The organism is Streptomyces sp. RLB3-17, assembly GCF_007113425.2.
GTDB lineage: Bacteria > Actinomycetota > Actinomycetes > Streptomycetales > Streptomycetaceae > Streptomyces > Streptomyces mirabilis_D.
In genome coordinates this window covers 602,870-624,554 of sequence record NZ_CP041610.2, presented here as the reverse complement: position 1 = coordinate 624,554, position 21,685 = coordinate 602,870, and the positions used below count along the sequence as shown (strand labels likewise).

The window sequence follows — 21,685 nt, the reverse complement described above, 5'->3', positions numbered from 1 at the left end:
CCATCACTTCGGGGAGAGTTTCATGCGCGTCTTTGTCACCGGTGGCACCGGTCTGATCGGTTCCGCCGTCGTCGCCGAACTGCTCGGCAACGGCCACACCGTCCTCGCCCTCGCCCGCTCCGACGCGTCCGCGCTGGTCGCCGAGGCGGCCGGCGCCGAACCGCTCCGGGGAGGTCTCGCCGATCTGGACATCCTTCGCGCCGGCGTCGCTCAGGCCGACGGGGTGATCCACCTGGCATTCGCCAACGACTTCAGCAGCCCCGACGCCCTCGCAAGGGCGGTCGCCGAGGAAAGTGCCGCCCTCGCTGCCCTCGGCGAGGAACTCGTCGGCAGCGACCGCCCCTTCGTCACCGTCTCGGGTACGCCCCATGCGCCGGGCCGCGCCTCCACCGAGGTCGATCCGCTGCCGACCGACGGGCCGGTCGGTGGTCGCGGTCGCGCGGTCACGGCGGTCCTGGGCTTGGCCTCACGCGGAGTCCGGAGCACGGCCGTACGCATGCCGCGCACGGTTCACAACCAGGGCACGGGCGGGTTCGCCGGTCTGCTGACCGGCATCGCACGCCAGACAGGAGTGTCCGGCTACCCGGGCGACGGCGCACAGCGTTGGCCGGCCGTGCACGCGCTCGACGCGGCGGTCCTCTTCCGGCTCGCCCTGGAGCAGGCGCCGGCCGGTACCTCCTGGCACGCCGTGGCCGACGAGGGTGACAAGGTGCGGGACATCGCCGTGGTCATCGGCCGACGGCTGGGCCTGCCGGTCGAGTCGGTCCCATCGGAGACCTACGGCCCTCTCGGCCCGATCTTCGCGACCGACCAGCCCTCGTCCAGCACCCACACCCGGCAGGCACTCGGCTGGGAGCCGAAGCATCCGCGCCTTCTGGAGGACCTGGAAAACATCCAGCCCTGACCGGCGACCGGGAAGATCGGACGGACGCGTTGCCGACGCTCACGCCGACGGCGGAACACCCGGGAACGGGGGATCGTTTCGCAATGATCGCGGTCGTGGAACGCATGCGGGTGCACCGTCCGGCCGGCGGCCCTCTCCATACCCGGCCGGACCATCTGAGGGGTGACAAGGCGTACTCGCCACGCGGCAGTCGCCGTTGCCTGTGGGGTCTGCGGATCAAGCAGACCGTCCTGGAACGCGGTGGCCGAGCAGCGAGCGAGGCCGCGAATCCAGGATCGCTTCGGCCTCGTCGCTGATCGCGCGGACCACGTCAGCGGCCGGGCGCACGGCATCGACGAAGGACGCCGACTGGCCGTAGATGATCTCACCCGTGTCGGGGTCGGGCGGGGCCCCGAAGGGGTTGGCGCCTTGCTCAGGCCTGAATTCCTCCGCGCGGTCCCGCAGGGTCGATGCGCGCTCCGCCCACTCGTCGGTGAACCGGTTGCGGCGGACGCGTTCACCGATACCGGTCGGCCACGGCAGTCCTGACACGATGTCGTAGGCCTGTGTCCACACGGTGTCGCCGCCGTCGCTCTCGACGATCAGGCGCTTGTGGATGTCGTGCACCTCGACCGCCTCGGGTGTGGCAAGGAATGCCGTGCCCAACCAGGCACCGTCCGCACCGGCGGTGAGGACGGCCGCGAGCGTTCGTCCGTCGCCAATGCCGCCTGCGGCCAGCACCGGGACATCGGGGTACCTGCGCACGATCCCGCTCAGGAACGGCAGCAGACCCATCGTCCCGGTGTGACCGCCGGCCTCGTTGCCCTGCGCCACGAGGACATCGGCCCCCGCGGCAACCGCCGCCTCGGCGTCCTCGTAGTTCTGGACCTGGCATATCACCCGGGCTCCCGCGTCCTTGGCCCGGGCAAGCCACGGCTGGGGATCGGCGAACGACAATGCGACGACCTCTGGCCGCTCCTCCAGCGTTGCGTCGAACAGCGGCTCGGTGAAAGGGAGGAACGGCGTGATGAACCCGACTCCGAACGGCCGGTCCGTCGAGGCACGGATGGTCGCGATCTCCGCACGGATCCAGTCGGGTCCCTTCCAGGGATGCGTACCCCCGAAACAGCCGAGGCCGCCGGCGGCGGAGACCGCGGCGGCGAGTGTTCCGCCACTGTGCAGGGCCATGGGGGCCGACATCACCGGATGAGCAAGCCCGAACATATCGGTGAATCTCGTCTGCAACATGGCCGCACACTAGCGGACTGACGAAACGTCAACGGGCTGCATGCCAAGACGGCCGTTGGATGTCTGAATCGCACGCGGCCCATCGGACACGCCCTGGCACCGCCAGGAAACACCTGGGTCGCCGTCCACCTGATGTACGTAGGTCGGGACGGGTGCTCTGACGACCCTGGTGCGAGTCGCTGGATCAAGATGGCGAGCCGGTGTCGAGGTAATACCCGTAGGGGGCGTCGGACCTCTGGGTGAAGGGAACATCGATCACGCCCTGCTCGACGCCAGGATCAATTGCTTACCGTGATCACGAACCCGCAGGTGTCGTCGCCTCTCCACATCAGTACTGCCAGCAGGCTGAATCCCGACATCCACGCCTGGCATCAGTGGGGGCGGACTCCCGCCAACCTTCGGCCAATGGCCAAAAACAGGCAGGTCGGCAGCTTCGCCCATGGCGTGACGTGCACCACTCAACTCACCCCGGGATCGGGACTACGGGTAACTGGGCGGCCGGACGATTGCCTGATTCTTCCCCTCGAGAGAGGAAGGTCCACGCGCATAGGGTCACAGCGGAACAACAGCATCCGTTTTCTCGCAGAAATCCACATGGACAACAGGACAGGCGATCTGATTGGCTCTCGCCGCTGTTATTCGCTTCGCCCATCCATGTTTCTTGAGTTTCTTGGGCGGCTACTTGAATGATTTCCAGAGGGGGATCTCATGACCGTGCGAAGCCGGCGCGCAGCAAGAATCGTCTTTTCAGCGGCTACAGTCACCCTGGGTGTACTCGGCCTGACTGCTCCGCAGGTCGCAGCGGCCGACCGGCCGGTTCCCAGCATTTCGGCCAAGGCTGACATGAACGCCAGGAAAATTGCAGCGGAGAATCCCGTTGCAGTCGTAGCAGCCGCAACTGTCTGTGGTACGGGATACAATCTCTACAGGGCCGAACAGTTGCCCGACGCCTCGCGCCTGGGGACTCTCTTCGTCTACGTCAAGGGATCCAACCCCGCGAGCAATGACGCTCCTACGTGTGCCATCTTCGATAACAACACGAGTGGCGCGAAGTGGATGAAGCTCAAGCTTTGTTCGAACTACACGGCTGAGGGCTGTGCGAGTGACGAGGGCAACTTCAGCCAGTACGCAGGACCTGTCTACCGCGCCCATGGCGGTTGCGGCACGGTCACCGCACTGATGAAGAACACCTCAAGCTCAAGCACGTACCTCGTCAACGCTGTTCGAGACTCGACGAACTGCAACTAGGCAGCGCCGCACGAGCCGCAAGCCCGGGATTCCACGCCGCCTCACGGCTTGGAATCCCGGGCGCACTGCTGGTCTCAGCTGAGCTCTTCGCCTTTCGGTGGGGCCTTTGAGAGGCAACCGGAGGCTGCTGCATGAAGGTGATCGGGATGGGTAATAGCGCGCAGGCTTTGCGTTCAAATGCCTGATGAAGCCCCTCTCGCCGTAGAAGGTGCCCCTGACGTGATGCGGGGCGGCGCGTTCACCGCTTTCCGGGACATGAACGATCGCGCGAGCACAGACGCGCCCATCAGTGTGACGGTGTCGCTGCCCGGTCTGTGGCTGTCCAGAACATCCAGGCTTCTGCCATGGGGCCGCCGCGGTCACCGGGACGGAGGAAACCGACCCTGGTCGGGCTTGATGCCGGTCAGCGGACGATGTCGCTCGCCAGTTCCCACAGGCGCTCGGCGTTCGCCGGGTCCAGCGCGTAGGGGGCCACGCCGGGGACGCCCAGCCGGGTGGGCCGGGCGTGGACGAGAGGGGCCTCGTTGACGTCTTCGAAGTAGCGGCCGCCGATGCCTTCGACGAGCGGGGAGGCGGCGAGGAACACGGTGGTCGCGGCGCCCTGCTCGATCGTCTTGCGGTAGGGCTCCGGGGTCCGCAGGCCCCCGGTGTGCCGCTGGAGGTTGGTGGCGATCGCACCGGGGTGCAGGGAGTTGGCCGTGATGCCGTCGGCCGACCAGCGGCGCTGCGCCTCGACGGCCAGGAGGATGACGGCGGTCTTGGACTGGCCGTAGGCGACGAGCGCGTCGTACGGGCGGAAGCGGAAGGCGATGTCGTCGAAGACGACGGGGGAGAAGAGATGCCCGCTGGAGGAGACCGAGACCAGGCGCGCTCCCTCGCCGTCGGCGAGGGCCCGGTGCAGCCCCAGGGCCAGGGCGAAGTGCCCCAGGTAGTTGGTGGCGAACTGCTGCTCGTGGCCGCCGATGCCCCGCTCGAGGTCCGGAGGCATCATGATGCCGGCGTTGTTGATCAGGATGTGCAGCGGACCCTGCCAGCCGGCGGTGAACGCCCGCACCGATTCCAGGTCGGCCACGTCCAGGCGGGCGACGCGGATCGCGTCGTTCCCGGTGGCCTTGCGCAGGTCGGCCGCGACCTGCTCGCCGGCTTCCGGACGGCGCACGGCGAGCGTGACCTCGGCACCGTTGGCCGCCAGAGCGCGGGCGGTCTCGACTCCGATGCCCGAGCCCCCGCCCGTGACGATCGCCCGCCTGCCTGACAGGTCGACGCCTTCGATCACCTCCGAGGCGGTGCTGTCGCGGCCGAACAGGGTCGTGAAGAGCTGGGACATGTGATGGATTCCTCCGGTCGTTCGAACTGCGCCGTCATCCTGCGCCGAAGGCTGTGGGACGAACCAGGACGGGGTGAGACTGGGACTGGCAGGGCCACCCATGAACCCGGAGCGCGTTCGTACGCTGGAAACATGACAGCCGCCGGAGACGCGAACCCACTGGGCCGGTATCTGCGCGCCCGCAGGGCACTGGTCCAGCCCGATGAGGCCTGGGATCAGGGCAACCGGCGTGTCCCGGGGCTGCGCCGCGAGGAGGTCGCCTTCCTCGCGGGCATCAGCTCCGACTACTACAACCGCTTGGAGCAAGGCCGCGACAGAAACCCCTCGGAGCAGGTCCTGCGCAGCATCGCCCGCGCCCTGCGACTGGACGAGGAGGCGACGACGTACCTGCTGGAGATCGCCACACGCAAGAGCCCGCGGCGCAAGCGGCCCCGCAGGCCGGAGCAGGTCGGTGACGGCCTGCGCACGCTCATCGACTCCTGGCCACTCACCCCGGCGTACATCCACGGCACATACATGGACGTCCTGGCCGCCAACAGCCTCGCCATCGCGCTCTCACCGTTCAACGCGCCAGGGCGCAACAGCATTCTGGCCGCGTTCCTGGAGCCGGAGATGCGGGAACTCCATCAGGACTGGCAAGACATGACCGCCCGGGTCGTCCCGTACCTGCGCTCGGTCGCCGGCGCGGACATCGATGAACCGCGCCTTGTCGAGATCGTCGGGGAGCTCTCCCTGCGCAGCGAGCGCTTCCGCACGCTCTGGGCCCGGCAGGACGTCAAGCACAAGACGACCGGCACCAGCCTGCTTCGTCACCCCGAGGCCGGCCCTCTGGAACTGCACTACGAGAAGCTGCTGGTCCCGGGCACCGGCGGGCAGACGCTGGTCACCTACCACGCACAGCCGGGCAGCGCCTCCGAAGAACGCCTGCGTCTGCTCGCCAGCATGCACGCCCCCGACCACGTCGGCGGTACACGGCCGGCCGGCGACCAGACCGTAACGCCAGGACACGCCATGCCTTGACGTGCTTCCCGGACATCGGCGACCGGTCCGGTCGCCGACGCACTCGCCGTTCTTCCTCACGCTGGATGAGCTGGTTGCCGCCTCACGGGGTCGGCCCTCAGCGTCACTCCTGCGAGCGGTCCCTCCTCCGCGCGGTCAGCCCTCCGCGCGGGCGGGCAGCCGCCATCCCGGCCGCGGGAAGTGGCAGGTGTAGCCATCGGGGTAACGCTCCAGGTAGTCCTGGTGCTCGGGCTCGGCCTCCCAGAAGGGGCCGACCGGCTCGACCTCGGTGACGACCTTGCCCGGCCACAGTCCGGAGGCGTCCACGTCCGCGATGGTGTCCTCCGCGATCCGCTTCTGCTCGTCGTCCACGTAGTAGATCGCCGAGCGGTAGCTGAGACCGATGTCGTTGCCCTGACGGTTCTTGGTGCTCGGGTCGTGGATCTGGAAGAAGAACTCCAAGATCGTGCGGAAGTCGGTCTTCTCGGGGTCGAAGACGATCTCAATGGCCTCCGCGTGGGTGCCGTGGTTGCGGTACGTCGCGTTCGGCACGTCACCCCCGGTGTATCCGACCCGGGTCGCTGTCACGCCCGGGAGCCGGCGGATCAGGTCCTCCATCCCCCAGAAGCATCCGCCCGCCAGTACGGCCCTCTGCGTCTGCGCTGCCATGTCGGCCCCTCCAATGTCTGTCGCCTCGGTCACTCGGGCTGCTCGGCTCGCCCACCGGCGGCATCCCATGCCCTCTGGCTTCATCAGCGCGTGAGGGTTCCAAACAATTCCGCGCCCGCCCACCCCGCCGGCGATCAACCAGGCGCGGGTCACCGCCGCAGCCTGCGGAAACCGTCCGGGGGCGGTGCCTACGTCACCGCGGGATCCCGTTTTTAAGTTAATTAGCAATTAATATTGACAGGCCTGAGGGGCCTGGGCACAGTTTCCGCCGTGGCACCGACGCCCAGGCACGACCGGAGCGGGGTGCCCCGTACCCCCAACTCTCGGGAGAATTCAGTGGCTTCGCATCGTGCAGGGATGGCACGACCGCGGCGGACCGCGGTGGTGCTCGGTGCCGTGGTGCTGGTCGGGTCGGCGGTTCCGGCGGCACACGCCGCGGACGACCAGGGCGCGCCGCAGTACTACGACAGCGGTCTCGCCTCCACGCCGTACATGGGATGGAACACCTACTACGGGCTCGGCGCCCCGACGGAGGACCAGGTCAGGAAGGTCGCCGATCACCTCGTCAGCAGCGGGCTGCGCGACAGCGGTTACAACATCGTCTGGCTGGACGGCGGTTGGCAGGCTGACCAGCCGCGCGATCCGCAGACCGGCCGGCTCGTGGCCAACCCGACCCGCTTTCCCTCCGGCATCCCCGCGCTGGTGACGTACCTCCACAAGCGGGGCCTCAAGGTCGGCATCTACACCGACGCGGGTGAGTACGACGGCGGGAAGTGGTGCGGCCTGGGCAGTCGCGGTCACTACGAGCAGGACGCCCGCCAGTTCGCCGGGTGGAAGGTCGACGCCATCAAGGTGGACTTCCTGTGCGGCATCGGCGCGGGGCTCGATCCGGGCCCGGCCTTCAAGGAGTTCAGCGACGCCGTCGCCAAGTCCGGGCGGAAGATGCTGCTCAACCTGTGCAACCCGCTCACCGACGACTGGGGCATGCCGCACACCCCGGAACAGGACGCGCACAACACCTTCGTCTACGGTCCGACGGCAGCCGACTCCTGGCGCACCGGCACCGACATCGCCTGGGGCACCCCGACCGCGGGGGAGTGGCCGAACATCCTGCGCAACATGGATGCCAACGCCTGGCATCCCGAGGCCCAGGGGCCCGGGCACTGGAACGACCCCGACTACCTGATCCCGATGCGCAAGCTCGCCGAGGGTGGCTACGAGCTGACGGAGGAGGAGTCCACCACTCAGTTCGTGATGTGGGCCGAGATGGCCTCGCCGCTCATGCTCGGCAGTGACCCGCGCACCCTGGCGCAGTCGATGATCGACACCCTGCGCAACCCCGAGATCATCGCCGTCGACCAGGACCCGCTGGGCATCCAGGGCGCCCGCGTGGCGACCGACTCGGTCGGGGACGTCTACAGCAAGGTGCTGCGGGGCGCGGGCAAGCGGGCGGTCGTCCTGCTCAACCGTTCCGATCAGGCGCAGGACCGCACGGTGACCTTCGCGGACGCCGGCCTCGCGGGCAAGGTCGCGGTGCGTGACCTGCGGGCCCGTGCCTCGCGTGGCACCTTCACCGGCTCGTACACGGTGCGCGTCCCCGCCCACGGCACGGCCTTCCTCAAGCTGACCGGCACCGACGAGGCCCCCGGCACGCAGCTTCCCGGCCGCTCGTCGGCGAGCCCGGCCCTGGTGCGCGACGGTGACACGCTCACTGTCTTCACCCGCGGCACGGACGGCGCGCTGCGTGCGCAGACCGCGCACGGTGGTGACTGGGCCACGTCCCGGACCACCGATCTGGGTGGCCCGGCGCGCGGCCGCATCCTGGGTCAGCCCGCGGCGTACGCCTCGGCCGGGGGACGGATCGACGTCTTCGTGCGCGGCGCCGACGACACCGCCTACCGGCGCGTGTACGCGAACGGGCACTGGGGGCGCTGGCAGAACCTTGGCGGGACGCTGACGGACGCGCCGACCGCGGCCTTCGCGGGACCGGACGACTGGACCCTGTTCGCGCGCGGTGCGGACGGCCATGTGTGGTCGCGTGGCCCGGCCTCCGCCTGGACCTCGCTCGGCGCCCCGCAGGGCCGGCCGTTCTACGGACGACCGTCGGCCGTCGTCGACGACGCCGGACGGCTGCACGTGGCAGTGCGCACCCCCGACGACTCGGTGTGGTCACGTACCCGCGACACCTCCGGCACCTGGTCGGACTGGACGGCCCTCGGTGGCACGACCAGTGGCAGCCCGACCTTGGTGGCCTCCGGCGGCACCGTCCACCTGTACGCGCGGGCCGGGGACTACACGCTCTGGACGCGCAGTTGGACCGCCGACGGCGGCTGGGCCGGCTGGAGCAAGGACACCGACTTCGTCAGCGGTGCCTTCGACGGCGCGCTCGGTGCCGTAGCCGGGCCGGAGGGCGGCGTACTGGCGGCCTACCGCGGGGTGGACGGCCGCGTCCACCAGACCGAGCTCTGAGCTCCGCGCGCTCGCTTTGGTGGGCCTCCGGGCTTGTTTCGGCCCGGAGGCCCACCCTCCGAGAAATAAATTAGTAATTAATCTTGACGGTGTCCGGACCCCTGCGACAGGCTGTGCCTGCTGCAGGCAGAGCCGGGCCGTCAGGGGGCCTCAGCTCCGTTCCGTGGGCACTTAGGGAGTACATAGATGACCGCCTTCAACGCCAACCGCCGCAGATTCCTCGTAGGAGCCGGCGCAGTCGGTGCCGGCGCGCTGCTCAGCGGCTGCGTCACCCAGAGCCCGTCCGCCTCCGGAGGAAAGTCCGGCGGCCCGGTGACCCTGCAGTCCAACCTCTCCTCTCCGCAGGCCAAGACCGCGATGCAGGCGATCGTCGCCGCCTTCGACAAGCGCGGCGGCGCCGGGGCGCAGCTCAACACCGTCGCGTCCGAGACCTTCCGCACCCAGCTGCCGACCTACCTCACGTCGGCCAACCCGCCGGACGCCTACACCTGGTACCCCGGCTCCGTGGCCGAGTCGTACGCCAAGAAGGACCTGCTCCTCGGTCTCGACGACATATGGGAGAAGCCCGAACTCGCCGGCTACTCCGACGCGCTGAAGAAGCTGTGCACCTCGGCCTCCAGCGGCAAGAAGGTCTTCGTGCCCACCAGCTACTACTGGTGGGGCGTGTTCTACCGGAAGTCGAACTTCGCCAAGTGGGGCGTCAAGGAGCCCAAGACCTGGGACGAGTTCCTCGGCCTGTGCGACAAGCTCAAGAGCAAGGGCGTCGCCCCGATCGGCCTCGGCGCCGGCGGTGACACCCCCTGGGTCGCCTCCACCTGGTTCGACTACCTCAACATCCGCGTCAACGGCGCCGCGTACCACCGCGAACTCCTGGCGGGCAAGCACCGCTTCGACGACCCCGAGGTGCGCAAGGTCTTCGACAAGTGGGACGAGGCCCGCCCGTTCTTCGACCCCAACGGCACGGCCATCCCCTTCCAGGACGCCACCACCGCCCTCCTCCAGGGCCGCACCGGCATGATGCTCATCGGTACCTTCTTCGCCGACGCCGCACCCAAGGACGCCCTGGGCGACCTGGACTTCTTCCAGTTCCCCATCATCGACCCGAAGGTGCCGGTCGCCGAGGAGGCGCCCACGGACGGCTACTTCGCCAGCGCCCGCACCAAGCGCGCCGACGGCGTCAAGGAACTGCTGCGCTACCTGGCCTCCGCCGAGGCGCAGGAGCTGTACCTCAAGAACTCCTCCGGCACCGCGCTGCCCACGCACCCGGACGCCAAGGACGCCGGCACGCCGCTCGTCCTCAAGGGCCGCAAACTCATCGAGAGCGCCACCGACGTGACGCAGTTCTTCAACCGGGACTCCAGCGACGCGCTCCAGCCGACCGCCGACACGGCGCTCGTGCACTACCTGGCCAAGCCCAAGGAGATCGGCTCCATCCTCACCACGTGGCAGCGCAGCGCACAGAAGATCTGGAGCCAGTGACAATGGCTTTGATCGGCTCCACACGACGGTCCAGGGCCACGCGGGTGCCCCCGGTGGTCCTGGCCTTCGTCCTCGTCCCGCTGCTCGTCGAGGCGTTCTGGGTCTTCTGGCCGGCCCTCCAGGGCTTCTACCTGTCCCTGACCTCTTGGGACGGTCTGTCGGCCCCGAAGTTCGTCGGCCTCGGCAACTTCAGCGAGATGGTGCACGACGAGGTCTTCCGCACCGCCGCGATCAACACGGTGCTGTGGCTGCTGCTCTTCGGCGGGCTGTCCGCCGCCCTCGGGCTCGGTGCCGCGCTGCTGCTCCAGCAGGAGCGGCGCGGCATCGGGTTCTACCGGGCGGCGCTCTTCCTGCCGGTGGTCTTCTCACTGGTCGCGACCGCGCTGGTGTGGCAGGCCATGTACCAGCCGGACGGCCTGATCAACAACGTACTGGGAGCCATCGGTCTGGGTGGCTGGAAGCACGCGTGGCTCGCCGACCAGGACACCGCCTTCTACGCGGTGATCGTGCCCGCGCTGTGGCGCCAGGTCGGCTACGTGATGGTGCTGTACCTGGCCGGCCTCAAGGGCATCGACCCCGTGCTGTACGAGGCGGCGAAGGTCGACGGCGCCACCCGCCTGCAGCAGTTCCGGCACATCACCCTGCCGCAGCTGCGCAGCGTCAACGCGGTCGTCCTTTCGGTGATCGTCATCGACTCGCTGCGCTCGTTCGACGTGGTGTGGGCGCTCACCCGCGGCGGCCCGTACCACTCCTCCGAACTGCTGAGCACCTACATGTACTCCACCGCGTTCCAGTCGCTGCGTCTGGGATACGGCTCCGCACTCGCCGTCGTCATCTTCGTGCTGGCCTTCGGCGTCATCGCGAGCTACCTCGTGCGTGCCTTCCGGGAGGCCGACTCATGACCGCCACCCACGCCACCACGGACCTCAAGGACGCCGAGGGCCCGGCGGGCCGGGCCGGCTCCGCCAAGGTCGCGGCGCCCCGCCGCCCAGCCCTGAGCGGCCGCGCCCTGCGCACCGCCGGCTTCCACCTCTCCGCGGGCCTGCTGTCCGCGCTGTGGCTGCTGCCGATCGCCCTCGTCCTGGTCACCAGCACCCGGACGTTCGACGACATCGCCGCGCACGGCGTCGGCAGCTGGCCGCACTCGTTCACCTTCGACAGCTTCCGGCAGGCGTGGGTGGACGGCGGCCAGCAGCGTGCCCTCATCAACAGCATGCTGGTCACCATCCCCACCGTGCTGCTCTCGCTCGGCCTCGCCTCCATGGCGGCCTTCGCGCTCAGCCGCTACGACCTGCCCTTCCGGCGCGTCCTGCTGCTGCTCATGCTCGGCGGCAATCTGCTGCCCCCGCAGATCCTGCTGATCCCGGTCTCCAAGCTCAGCGAACTGCTCGGCATCTACGACCAGTTGTACGCCCTGATCGGCGTGCAGGTCGGCTTCGGCGTCGGCTTCTACGTCTTCGTCCTGCACGGCTTCATGCGGGCGATCCCCGGTGAGATCCAGCAGGCCGCCGTCATCGACGGCGCGAACCCGTGGCAGATCTACTGGCGGGTCATCCTGCCGCTGGCCCGCCCGGCGCTGGCCGCGCTGACCGCCCTGTCGTTCACCTGGATCTTCAACGACCTGCTGTGGGCCATCACAGTGCTGCGCACCGACACCCAGATGCCCATCACCGCCTCCCTCATCGGGTTGCAGGGCCAGTACGTGTCCATGTGGAACGTGATCGCGGCCGGCTCGGTGATCGCCGCCGCCCCGACGGTGGCCGTCTTCCTCCGCTTCCAGCGCCACTTCGTGGCCGGACTGAACCTCGGAGCCGTCAAGTGACCGTGCACGACCGGTGGCTGCTGCGCACCGACACCACCACCTACGCGGTCACCCTCGGCGGCGACGACCGCTGGGCCGAACTCGCCGCCTGGGGCCCGCACGGTGTCGAGGACGGGCCGTCGCCCATGGACTGGTCGCGGCGCACCCACTTCATCGTCCCCGCCGACGCCGCCCCGGCCGAGTACATCCCCTACGGGCTGCGGCCGTTCACCGGCGCCGACCTGGTCGCCTCCCGCCCCGGCGGCGACCGCGGCAGCTGGTGGCGATTCACCGGCGCCACGCAGGACGGCGACCTGGCGCTGCGCCTGGAGTTCGCCGACGACGTCCTCGGGCTGCGCACGACGCTCCGGTACGAGGCGGTGCCCGGCACGGACGTCGTGCTGCGCTGGACGGAGCTGACCTGCACCGGCGAGACCGAGGTACGCCTGGAGCGCTTCGACTCCGCCGCCGTCAATGTGCCCGTCCAGGGCGGCGCGCGGCTGACGTACCTGGCCGGACAGTGGTCGCAGGAGTTCCAGCTGAAGCACGTGGAGCTGGAGCGCGGCCGCTTCGAGATGGAGAGCACCCAGGGTTCGGCCGGGCACGCGTACCACCCCTGGCTCGCGGTCCAGGACGCCGCCGCCCCCGCCGAGGGCGCCACCCCCACGTACGGCATCGCCCTGGAGTGGTCCGGCAACTGGCGGATCACCGCCGACGCCGAGCCCGGCGGCGCCGTACGCGTACGCGCCGGCCGCGTGCCCCACGAGGGCGCCGTCCGACTCGCCCCCGGCGCCACCCTCGTCACTCCCCGGCTGGCCTGCGCCTTCAGCCCGGACGGGCTCGACGGACTGGCCCGCGTCTGGCACCGCTACGAGCGACACCTCACCGGCGAGCGCATCCACCGGCCACGCAAGGTCCTCTACAACTCGTGGGAGGCGACCGGCTTCGACGTCGACGCCGCCGGGCAGCTGGAGCTCGCCAAGACGGCCGCGGACCTGGGCGCCGAACTCTTCGTCGTCGACGACGGCTGGTTCACCGGACGCGCCGACGACACCGGCGGTCTCGGCGACTGGGACCCGGACCCGGCCGAATTCCCCGGCGGGTTCGACCGGTTCGTCGAGGACGTCCGCGCCCTCGGCATGGACTTCGGCCTGTGGGTGGAGCCCGAGGGCATCAGCCCCCGCTCCAGGCTCTACGCGGAGCACCCCGAGTGGGTGTACCGGATCGAGGGCCGACCCGCGACGCTCGTACGCAACCAGCTCCTGCTCGACCTCGGCCGCGAGGACGTCCAGGACTTCGTCATCGGCACGCTCGACCGGCTGCTCGGCTCGTACGCCATCAGCTACCTCAAGTGGGACATGAACCGGCCGCCCACCGAGCGCGGCCGCCCCGGCCACCAGGCCGGTCCCGACCCCGAGCGCCAGGACCTCGACGCCGCCCACGTCGCCGGCTACCTGCGCGTCCTGGACCACCTGCGCACCGCCCACCCGCACGTCACCGTCGAGGGCTGCGCCGGCGGCGGCGCCCGCGTCGAGCACGCCACCCTCGCCCGCACCGACGTGATGTGGCCCAGCGACAACACCGCGCCCATGGACCGGCTGCGCATCCAGTACGGCTACCTCCACGCGCACGCCCCGCACACCATGAGCTCCTGGGTCACCGACGCCCCCGGCGTCTTCGACCCGCGCCCCCGCTCTCTCGCCTTCCGGTTCGTCAACTCCATCGCCGGAGTCCTGGGCATCGGCGCCGACATACGCCACTGGACGCCGCAGCAGCGCGCCGAGGCCGGCGGGTGGATCGCCCGCTACAAGGAGATCCGCGACATCGTCCACCACGGAGAGGTGAGCCTGCTCGGCAGCCCCGCCGACCCGACCTGCGGCATCCAGTACGAGGAACCGGGCGGCGCCCGCCTGGTGGTGACGGCCTGGAACACCGGCCCGCTCGACGGCGCGCCCCTGGTGCCCGGCCGGGCCGCCCGGCTCCGACTGCGCGGCCTGAGGCCGGACGCCCGCTACACCGACACCACGACCGGCACCCGCTACAGCGGCGCGTACCTGCTCCACTCGGGGCTGCCGTTCGCCTGGACCACCGGACACGACGCGGAGCTGACCGTGCTGGCCCGGCAGTGACGACAACGGAAGAATTCGCACCGACTCTCGAACATCCGCACCCCACCTCCCTCTCGAACAGGAGACGACCCACCTCATGAACCCAGCGGCCCGCTTCACCAACCGCGTCGCCGTCGTCACCGGCGCCGCGTCGGGCATCGGCGCGGCCACCGCGGCACGCCTCGCCGCGGAGGGCGCGGCCGTCGTCCTGGTCGACATCGCCGCCGAACGCGGCGAGGAAGCCGCCGAGCGGCTGCGCAAGGACGGGGCCCGGACCCTCTTCGTCGCCGCCGACGTCGCGAGCGAGGACGACTGGCAGCGAGTGATCACCGCCGCCCACAGCTTCGGGCCCGTGGGCGTCCTGGTCAGCAACGCGTACACAGTGGCGGTCGCACCGGCCCACGAGACCAGCCTCGCCTCCTGGGAACGGCAGCTCTCGGTCAACCTCACCGGCGCCTTCCTGGGAGTCAAGGCCACACTGCCCGACCTGCGCGAGCACCAGGGGGCCGTGGTGCTCGTCTCCTCCGTCCACGCACACCGGGGGATCCCCGGCCACCCGGCGTACGCGGCGAGCAAGGGAGCGTTGCTGTCGCTGTGCGGTCAGCTCGCCGTCGAGTACGGCCCCGATGTTCGCGTCAACGCCGTGCTGCCGGGACCGATCCTGACCGCCGCCTGGGACCGGGTCCCGCAGGCCGAGCGCGAGCTCAGCGTCGCCGAGACCGCGGCCCGCCGCTTCGGCACCCCCGAGGAGGTCGCCGCCGCCGTCGCCTTCCTCGCCGCCGACGAAGCCTCCTACATCACCGGATCGAGCCTGCTCGTGGACGGCGGCTGGAGCGTCAGTAAGGCCTCCGCGTGACGGGACCGACCGCTCCAGCCACCGACCGACCAGCAAGAAAGGCAAACACATGACGCCATACGCGCGCCGCGGAGTGCACGGCCAGACCGTGGAGACCCTTGCCCGCCGGGTGCTCAGCGGCGAGATCCCCGAGGGAGCGACGCTCGACATGGCGGCCCTGCAGAGCGAACTGGACGTCAGCCTGACCGCCCTGCGCGAATCGCTCAAGGTGCTCGCGGCCAAGGGCATGGTCGACGCCCGGCAGAAGCGCGGCACGTTCGTGCGGCCCCGCTCCGACTGGAACCTGCTCGACGCCGACGTACTGCGCTGGCAGTTCTCCGAGAGCGACGGCACCGGCGCCGACCCCGCGCTGCTCCGCAACCTCGGCGAGGTCCGCGGCATCATCGAACCCGCCGCCGTGCGGCTGGCCGCGGCCCGCCGCACCGACGCCGACCTCGAGGCGTTGGAGGCGGCGCTGACCGCGATGGGTCAGGAGGGCGGCGCGAGCGACGCCGTCGAGGCCGACCTCGCCTTCCACCGGGCGCTGCTCGCGGCCACCCACAACGAACTGCTGGAACGCATGGAGATGGTCATCGAGTCGGGCCTGGCCCAGCGCGACCGGCTCGTGCACAGCGCCCCCCACAGCGAGGACCCGGTCCCCAGCCACCGAGCCGTCCTCGACGCCGTGCGCGCCCGGGACCCCGACGGCGCGGAACACGCCATGCGCGCCCTGCTCGACCAGGCGACGCGCGACCTCGACAAACTCAGCGGTCCGTCCACACCCGAGGGCACGGACGGCTCCACGGACGAGAAGGACGGCCAGGCACAGTGAAGATCGCGCGCGTCGAGACCTTTCTCGTCCCGCCCCGGTGGCTGTTCTGCCGCATCGAGACCGACGACGGCGTCGTCGGCTGGGGCGAGCCGGTGGTGGAGGGCCGGGCCGAGGTGGTCCGGTCGGCCGTCGAGGTGCTGGCCGAGTACCTGGTGGGCCAGGACCCGCTGCGCATCCAGGACCACTGGCAGGTGCTGAGCAAGGGCGGCTTCTACCGGGGCGGCCCGATCCTCTCCAGCGCCGTCGCCGGCATCGACCAGGCACTGTGGGACATCGCGGGCCGCGCCCTCGGGGTGCCGGTGCACACCCTGCTCGGCGGCCCGGTCCGCGACACCGTCCGGGTGTACGCCTGGGTCGGCGGCGACGAACCCGCGCGGCTCAAGGAGGAGGTCACCGCCCAGGTGGAGGCCGGCTTCACCGCCGTCAAGATGAACGCCGCCGGGCGCACCCCGCCGATCGGCAGCCCCGCCGAGACGGCCGCCGTCGTCGAGCGCGTGGCAGCCGCCCGCGAGGCCCTGGGCCCGCACCGCGACGTCGCCGTCGACTTCCACGGCCGCTTCAGCGCCGCCAACGCGCGCCGCGTACTCCACGAGATGGCCCCGCTGCACCCGCTGTTCGTCGAGGAACCCGTCCTGCCCGAGCAGGCACACCTGCTGCCCGGCCTGGTCGCCGCCTCGTCCGTGCCGCTGGCCACCGGCGAACGGCTCTACGGACGGGCCGACTTCCTCCCGGTGCTGACCGCGGGCGTCGCCGTGGCCCAGCCCGACCTGTCGCACGCCGGAGGGATATCGGAGGTCACCCGAATCGCCTCGCTCGCAGAGACCTTCGGGGCCCACCTGGCGCCGCACTGCCCGCTCGGTCCCATCGCGCTGGCCGCCAGCCTCCAGGTCGCCTTCGCAACGCCCAACTTCCTGATCCAGGAGCAGAGTCGGGGCATCCACTACAACAAGGACGCCGACCTGCTGTCCTACCTGGTCGACACCGAGCCCTTCCGCTTCGTCGACGGCCAGGCGCACCGCACCGGACTGCCCGGACTCGGCATCGCCGTCGACGAGAACGCGGTCCGCGCCGCCGACCGGTCCGGTCACGCCTGGCGCAACCCCGTCTGGCGGCACGTCGACGGCTCCTTCGCCGAATGGTGAGCGCCACGCGGTTGCCCGTCCGCGTCGCCACCGACCCGGACCACGGCGGACGCTGGACGTCGCTGACCGCCGGTGGCCGCGAGTGGCTGTGGCACCGCGACGAGCCCCGCCGCCGCGTGGTCCGGCCGGGTGCCCCGTTCGCCGACGCCGGCGGCCTGGAGGAGTGCGTGCCCACCGTGCGCGGGCTGCCCGACCACGGGGACGTCTGGTCGCGGCCCTGGCGAAGGGCGGGGGAGGAGGACATCGCGGAGTGCCCCGACTTCCGCCTGACCCGGCGCATCGGAGAGCGAGGGGACGCGGTCGTCGCCGACTACACGCTCGCCGCCGAGCCCGGCTACCGCTTCGTGTGGGCCGCCCACGCCCTGCTCGACCTCTCACCGGCCGCCCGGATCGACGTCGTCGGACCGGCGGTGACCCGGCTCTACCCGGACGAGGGCGACCGCTGGGTCGCGGGCAACTGGCCCAGCGTCGACGGCGTACCGCTGGACCGGCTCGGCCCGGACGACGGGAGCGCCGTCGGAGCGGTCGTCCTCACCACCCGGGTGTCCGTGCACGACGGCGCCGACACGCTGCACCTGTCCGTCGAGGCCGACGGGCAGCCCGTCGCGGTCGCCCTCTGGCGCAACCTCGGCGGCTTCCCCCAAGGCGCGCCGTACCGCTCGATCGGCGTCGAGCCGATGCTCGGCCACGTCTTCGACCGCGCCGCGGCGCACGACGGCGACACCGCCGTCGTGCCGCCGGCCGGTGAGGTCACCTGGCGGCTCACCGTCACCGCGACCCGACGCACCTGAACCACCGTCACCAGAAGGGATCTCGGATGAACCTGCTCGCCGCGCTGCGCGCCCACCGGCTGCTCGCCATCGTCCGCGGCAGCGACCCGGACGCCGCGCTGACCACCGTACTCACCCTCGCCGAGGAGGGCGTCACCCTCATCGAGGTCTCCCTCTCCGGGCGCGACGCGCTCGACGTCATCGCGCGGGCCCGCAACGCGCTCGGCCCCGACGCGACGCTCGGCGCCGGAACCGTGCTCAGCTCCGACGACGCCCGCGCCGCCCAGAAGGCCGGCGCCGCCTTCCTCGTCACCCCCGGGGTCAGCGACGGCATCGCCACCGGGCGGGAACTCGAACTCCCCGTGCTCGCCGGCGTGATGACGCCCACCGACATCCTCCAGGCACAGCGGCTCGGAGCCGACGCCCTCAAGCTCTTCCCGGCGGGCAGCGCCGGGGGCCCCGGCTATCTGCGGGACCTGCGCGGACCCTTCCCGGACCTGCCCTTCGTACCCGTCGGGGGAGTGGACGCGCCGGCGGCCGCCGACTACCTGCGCGAGGGAGCCATCGCCGTCGGCGTCGGCTCGCCCCTGATCGGCGACGCCGCCGAGGGCGGCGACCTCACCGCCCTGCGTGAGCGCGCCCGCGCCTTCCTGGACGTCGTCCGCGCGGACGCCCGCCCGTGACGGCCCCCGCGGTCCTGGGGACCGACCGCCTCGAACTGGGCGAGGGCATCCGCTGGACGGACGGCCGCGCCGTGCTGACCGACATCCTCACCGGCCGGCTGCTCGAACTGCCCGACGGACCCGACGCGCCGCTCGCCCCGATCACCCGACTGCCCTGCCCGCTGGGCGCCGTGGCACCGGTGGAGGGGCACCCCGGCAACTGGATCGCGGCGGCGGGCCCCGGCATCTGCCGCATCGACCCCGCGGGCCGCGTCGACTGGATCGCGCGCCCCGAGGAGGACGCACCCGTGCCGATGCGGATGAACGACGGCGTCGCCGACCCGTACGGCCGCTTCTGGGCGGGCAGCATGGCGCACGAGGCCACCCCGGACGCGGGCTCCCTCTACCGCCTGGACCGCGACGGCCGCGTCACCCGCGTCCTGCGGGACGTCACGATCCCCAACGGCCCGGCCTTCAGCGCCGACGGCACCGTCATGTACCTCGCCGACAGCGCCCGGGGCGTCATCCGCCGCTATCCGGTCGACCCCGTGAGCGGCGACCCGGGCACCCCCGAACCCTTCGTCACCCTCGGCTCCGGCAGCCCCGACGGCATGACCACCGACATCGAGGGCTGCCTGTGGACCGCCGTCTGGGGCACCGGGCAGGTCCACCGCTACCGCCCCGACGGGGGCCTCGACCGGATCGTCGACCTGCCCGCCGGGCAGCCCGCGGGACTCTGCCTCGGCGGCCCCGACGGCCGTACGCTCCTCGTCACCAGCGCGCACATCGGCCTGCCCGTCCCGGGACCCCTCGACGGCGCCGTCTTCGCGCTCCGGGTCGATGTTCCCGGCGCCCCGGCCGCCCCGTACCGCCCCGCAGTCCCGTCCGCCCCGGCCCCGGCGGACCGCGCCGGCACTCTCTAGGAAGCCCACCATGAGTACCCACCGGCCACTGCGCCCCGGCCCCGTGGTCTGCGTCGGCGAGACCATGGCCGCCCTCGCCCCCGACCCCCTCGGGCCGTTGGACGGCGCCGACCTGCTGCGCGTCGACATCGCGGGCGCCGAGTCGAACGTCGCCCTCTACCTCGCCGACCACGGCATTCCCGCCCGCTGGGTCTCCGCGGTCGGCGACGACCCCTTCGGCCGCCGCGTCCGCGCCCGGATCGCCGCGGGCGGCGTCGACGTGAGCGGCGTCCGCACCGACCCGCGGCGGCCCACCGGACTGCTGCTCAAGGACCCGGGCCCGGCCGGGCACGGCACCCGCGTCCACTACCACCGCGCCGGATCCGCCGCCTCGGCCCTCACCCCAGACGTGCTCGACGACCCGGCGGTGACGGGCGCCGCGCTCGTCCACCTCAGCGGCATCACCCCCGCCCTGTCGCCCGGCTGCCGCGCCCTCGTCGAACACGCGCTGCGCCCCGACCGCCCGTGGCCCGTCAGCTTCGACGTCAACCACCGCCCCGCGCTGTGGGACGGCCGCTCCGCCGCCGACGTGCTGCGGCGGCTCGCAGACCGGGCCGACATCGTGCTCGTCGGCCTCGACGAGGCCCAAGCCCTGTGGGGGGACGGGATCACCGACGCCGGACGGGTCCGCGAACTCCTGTCCGGCCCGCGCGTCCTCGTCGTGAAGGACGGGGACCGCGCCGCCACCGCCTTCGTGGGGGCCGCTGCCCACAGCGTGCCCGCCCTGACCGTGCGCGTCACCGAACCGGTCGGCGCCGGAGACGCCTTCGCCGCCGGATTCCTCAGCGGCCTGCTACGGCAACTGCCCGTGGACCGCGCCCTGCGGCTGGGCCATCTGACCGCGGCATCGGCCCTGAGAGTCGCCGCCGACCACGGCCCACTGCCGGCCCCCGCCCTCGTCGCGGCCCTCCTGGACGCCGACGAGGAGACCTGGCGGACCGCCGTCATCGACTGATCCCTCCGGACAGGACCGTCCGGAGTGCTTCGCGTGCAGGCTCAGCGCCGGTTGTCGTCCTGATGCTCCGCCGCCGACACTTCCTCGGCGGCGGATTCCCCCTCGTGGGACAGGCGGTATGCCACGGCCAGTCCCCAGGGGACACCGAGGAGGACGACGAGCGCGAGGCCCAGAACGAGGGGAGCCGGGCGTGCCGCACCGACTCCCACACACATGACGGCCACGACGACGCAGGTGCGGGCCAGCGGCCGGTAGAGCCCGCGGTCCACGTGCCAGACGCGCAGGGAGGCCGCGAGCACCATCGTCGCGCAGAGCACGACGGCCGCGCCCCCGCAGAGGACCCAGGCCGTGGCGGTGGGAGTCCGGCTGTCGTGGGCGTGCTCGACGAGACCGACCATCGCGGCGCCCATGGCGGCCACCGCGGCCGTGAGCGGCATGTGAACCAGCATCCACTGCACGGTGCTTGCGCGTGTGGGCCTCGGCCGCCGGTGCCCGGCGAAGTCGAAGTACGTCCACCAGGCACCGAAGCCGATGACGACGGCGACGAGCCCGACGGCGAGGGTGAGCGCGTTGGTCGGCTCGTGGGCCAGTCCGTCGACGACGCCGGTCACGGTCTCGCCGAGCACGATGATGATGAACAGCCCGAACCGTTCGGTGAGCGCGTCGGTCACACTGAGCGCGACCGCCTGCACCGGAGTGGCCGAACCGATCATGACCGCGAACCCCGCCAGGTACGCGACGGCCAGAAGACCCCACGTCAGTACGCGGACGTCCGCGGGGAGGGCGGCGCTCGCGGCCAGGACGACGGCGCAGGCTGCCGTCCCGGTCACGAACAACCTGCTGGGGCGGCGGAATTCGGGGCTGTCACCGCGTGCGGCGAGCAGCCACAGCACCGCCAGCACCGCGAACAGCACCCCCGCGGTCACGGCGAACGCGACCCCGCGTGCGCCGCCTGCCTCGGGGATGAACGCGCCCAACGGGACGAGTACGAGGATCTGCAGCAGGAACACGCTCCGGCCGCGGGCATCCTCGTGCCCGTGCAGTTCGTGGTGGAGGGTGCCGTTGAACCAGGCGATCCACACCAGCGCGAACACCGCGGCGAACAGACCCAGACCGTGCCAGTCGAGGTCCCCGGCCAGGTGGTGGGCGGCCTGGGCGACCAGCACCACCACGACCAGGTCGTAGAACAGTTCCAGCGGGCCGACCACGCGCTCGCGCGGCTGCTCGCCATGGGCGCGCGGAGGCTGCCACAGTTGACGGCGCAGCCGGGTCCACTGCTGGTGTCGTGAGGTCATG

19 protein-coding genes are annotated in these 21,685 nt (G+C 71.3%); 15 read left to right on the top strand and 4 right to left on the bottom strand.

The window, feature by feature from the left end; all coding sequences use genetic code 11:
• Positions 1-22: 22 nt before the first annotated feature.
• Positions 23-904 (top strand): SDR family oxidoreductase, encoded by an 882-nt coding sequence (locus tag FNV62_RS03130; RefSeq protein WP_143599828.1) that lies wholly within the window; start codon positions 23-25, stop codon positions 902-904.
• 216 nt (positions 905-1,120) lie between these two features.
• Here FNV62_RS03130 and FNV62_RS03125 read toward each other — a convergent pair whose 3' ends face one another.
• A complete protein-coding gene (locus tag FNV62_RS03125; protein WP_143599827.1) occupies positions 1,121-2,131 on the bottom strand; it encodes an NAD(P)H-dependent flavin oxidoreductase in 1,011 nt (336 codons plus the stop codon).
• 708 nt (positions 2,132-2,839) lie between these two features.
• Here FNV62_RS03125 and FNV62_RS03120 point away from each other — a divergent pair.
• On the top strand, positions 2,840-3,379 hold the full coding sequence (locus FNV62_RS03120) for a hypothetical protein (RefSeq protein WP_225900115.1): 540 nt from the start codon (positions 2,840-2,842) through the stop codon (positions 3,377-3,379).
• A gap of 403 nt (positions 3,380-3,782) precedes the next feature.
• Here FNV62_RS03120 and FNV62_RS03115 read toward each other — a convergent pair whose 3' ends face one another.
• Positions 3,783-4,706: an SDR family NAD(P)-dependent oxidoreductase gene (locus FNV62_RS03115; RefSeq protein WP_144314622.1), complete on the bottom strand. Its 924-nt coding sequence runs from the start codon at positions 4,704-4,706 to the stop codon at positions 3,783-3,785.
• A gap of 132 nt (positions 4,707-4,838) precedes the next feature.
• Between FNV62_RS03115 and FNV62_RS03110 the strand changes: the two genes are divergently transcribed.
• Positions 4,839-5,726 carry a helix-turn-helix domain-containing protein gene (locus tag FNV62_RS03110; protein WP_144314621.1) on the top strand — a complete coding sequence of 296 codons (888 nt, stop codon included), beginning with the start codon at positions 4,839-4,841 and terminating at the stop codon, positions 5,724-5,726.
• A 135-nt stretch (positions 5,727-5,861) separates the two neighbouring features.
• Here FNV62_RS03110 and msrA read toward each other — a convergent pair whose 3' ends face one another.
• Positions 5,862-6,374 (bottom strand): peptide-methionine (S)-S-oxide reductase MsrA, encoded by a 513-nt coding sequence (gene msrA / locus FNV62_RS03105; protein ID WP_054228503.1) that lies wholly within the window; start codon positions 6,372-6,374, stop codon positions 5,862-5,864.
• A gap of 357 nt (positions 6,375-6,731) precedes the next feature.
• On the opposite strand from msrA, the gene FNV62_RS03100 reads away from it, so the two are divergent.
• From FNV62_RS03100 to FNV62_RS03045, 12 genes are all read left to right on the top strand, one after another.
• Complete coding sequence (locus tag FNV62_RS03100) at positions 6,732-8,843, top strand: glycoside hydrolase family 27 protein (RefSeq protein ID WP_144314620.1); 2,112 nt, start codon at positions 6,732-6,734, stop codon at positions 8,841-8,843.
• A 186-nt stretch (positions 8,844-9,029) separates the two neighbouring features.
• Entirely contained in the window at positions 9,030-10,322 is a 1,293-nt protein-coding gene (locus FNV62_RS03095; protein ID WP_097282376.1) for an ABC transporter substrate-binding protein, read from the top strand.
• A 2-nt stretch (positions 10,323-10,324) separates the two neighbouring features.
• Positions 10,325-11,224, top strand: coding sequence for a carbohydrate ABC transporter permease (locus FNV62_RS03090; RefSeq protein ID WP_060897308.1), 900 nt, complete (start codon positions 10,325-10,327; stop codon positions 11,222-11,224).
• Entirely contained in the window at positions 11,221-12,144 is a 924-nt protein-coding gene (locus tag FNV62_RS03085; protein WP_079174255.1) for a carbohydrate ABC transporter permease, read from the top strand. Before FNV62_RS03090 ends, FNV62_RS03085 begins: the two co-directional genes overlap by 4 nt.
• Complete coding sequence (locus FNV62_RS03080) at positions 12,141-14,252, top strand: alpha-galactosidase (RefSeq protein WP_144314619.1); 2,112 nt, start codon at positions 12,141-12,143, stop codon at positions 14,250-14,252. Before FNV62_RS03085 ends, FNV62_RS03080 begins: the two co-directional genes overlap by 4 nt.
• 76 nt (positions 14,253-14,328) lie before the next feature.
• A complete protein-coding gene (locus FNV62_RS03075) occupies positions 14,329-15,087 on the top strand; it encodes an SDR family NAD(P)-dependent oxidoreductase (protein WP_143606763.1) in 759 nt (252 codons plus the stop codon).
• A gap of 49 nt (positions 15,088-15,136) precedes the next feature.
• Positions 15,137-15,898 (top strand): FadR/GntR family transcriptional regulator, encoded by a 762-nt coding sequence (locus FNV62_RS03070; RefSeq protein WP_097282374.1) that lies wholly within the window; start codon positions 15,137-15,139, stop codon positions 15,896-15,898.
• The gene (dgoD, locus tag FNV62_RS03065) at positions 15,895-17,040 is read left to right on the top strand and encodes a galactonate dehydratase (RefSeq protein WP_097282373.1); all 1,146 of its coding nucleotides are present in this window, start codon (positions 15,895-15,897) and stop codon (positions 17,038-17,040) included. Before FNV62_RS03070 ends, dgoD begins: the two co-directional genes overlap by 4 nt.
• Positions 17,034-17,831, top strand: coding sequence for a hypothetical protein (locus tag FNV62_RS03060; protein ID WP_143599821.1), 798 nt, complete (start codon positions 17,034-17,036; stop codon positions 17,829-17,831). Before dgoD ends, FNV62_RS03060 begins: the two co-directional genes overlap by 7 nt.
• A gap of 26 nt (positions 17,832-17,857) precedes the next feature.
• Positions 17,858-18,493, top strand: a complete 636-nt coding sequence (locus FNV62_RS03055; protein WP_143614048.1) for a bifunctional 4-hydroxy-2-oxoglutarate aldolase/2-dehydro-3-deoxy-phosphogluconate aldolase — start codon at positions 17,858-17,860, stop codon at positions 18,491-18,493.
• Positions 18,490-19,395: an SMP-30/gluconolactonase/LRE family protein gene (locus FNV62_RS03050; RefSeq protein ID WP_144314618.1), complete on the top strand. Its 906-nt coding sequence runs from the start codon at positions 18,490-18,492 to the stop codon at positions 19,393-19,395. Before FNV62_RS03055 ends, FNV62_RS03050 begins: the two co-directional genes overlap by 4 nt.
• Positions 19,396-19,405: 10 nt before the next feature.
• Positions 19,406-20,389, top strand: coding sequence for a sugar kinase (locus FNV62_RS03045; protein ID WP_144314617.1), 984 nt, complete (start codon positions 19,406-19,408; stop codon positions 20,387-20,389).
• A gap of 41 nt (positions 20,390-20,430) precedes the next feature.
• Here the strand turns inward: FNV62_RS03045 and FNV62_RS03040 are convergent, their stop codons facing one another.
• Positions 20,431-21,684: a low temperature requirement protein A gene (locus FNV62_RS03040; RefSeq protein WP_144314616.1), complete on the bottom strand. Its 1,254-nt coding sequence runs from the start codon at positions 21,682-21,684 to the stop codon at positions 20,431-20,433.
• Position 21,685 lies beyond the last annotated feature (1 nt).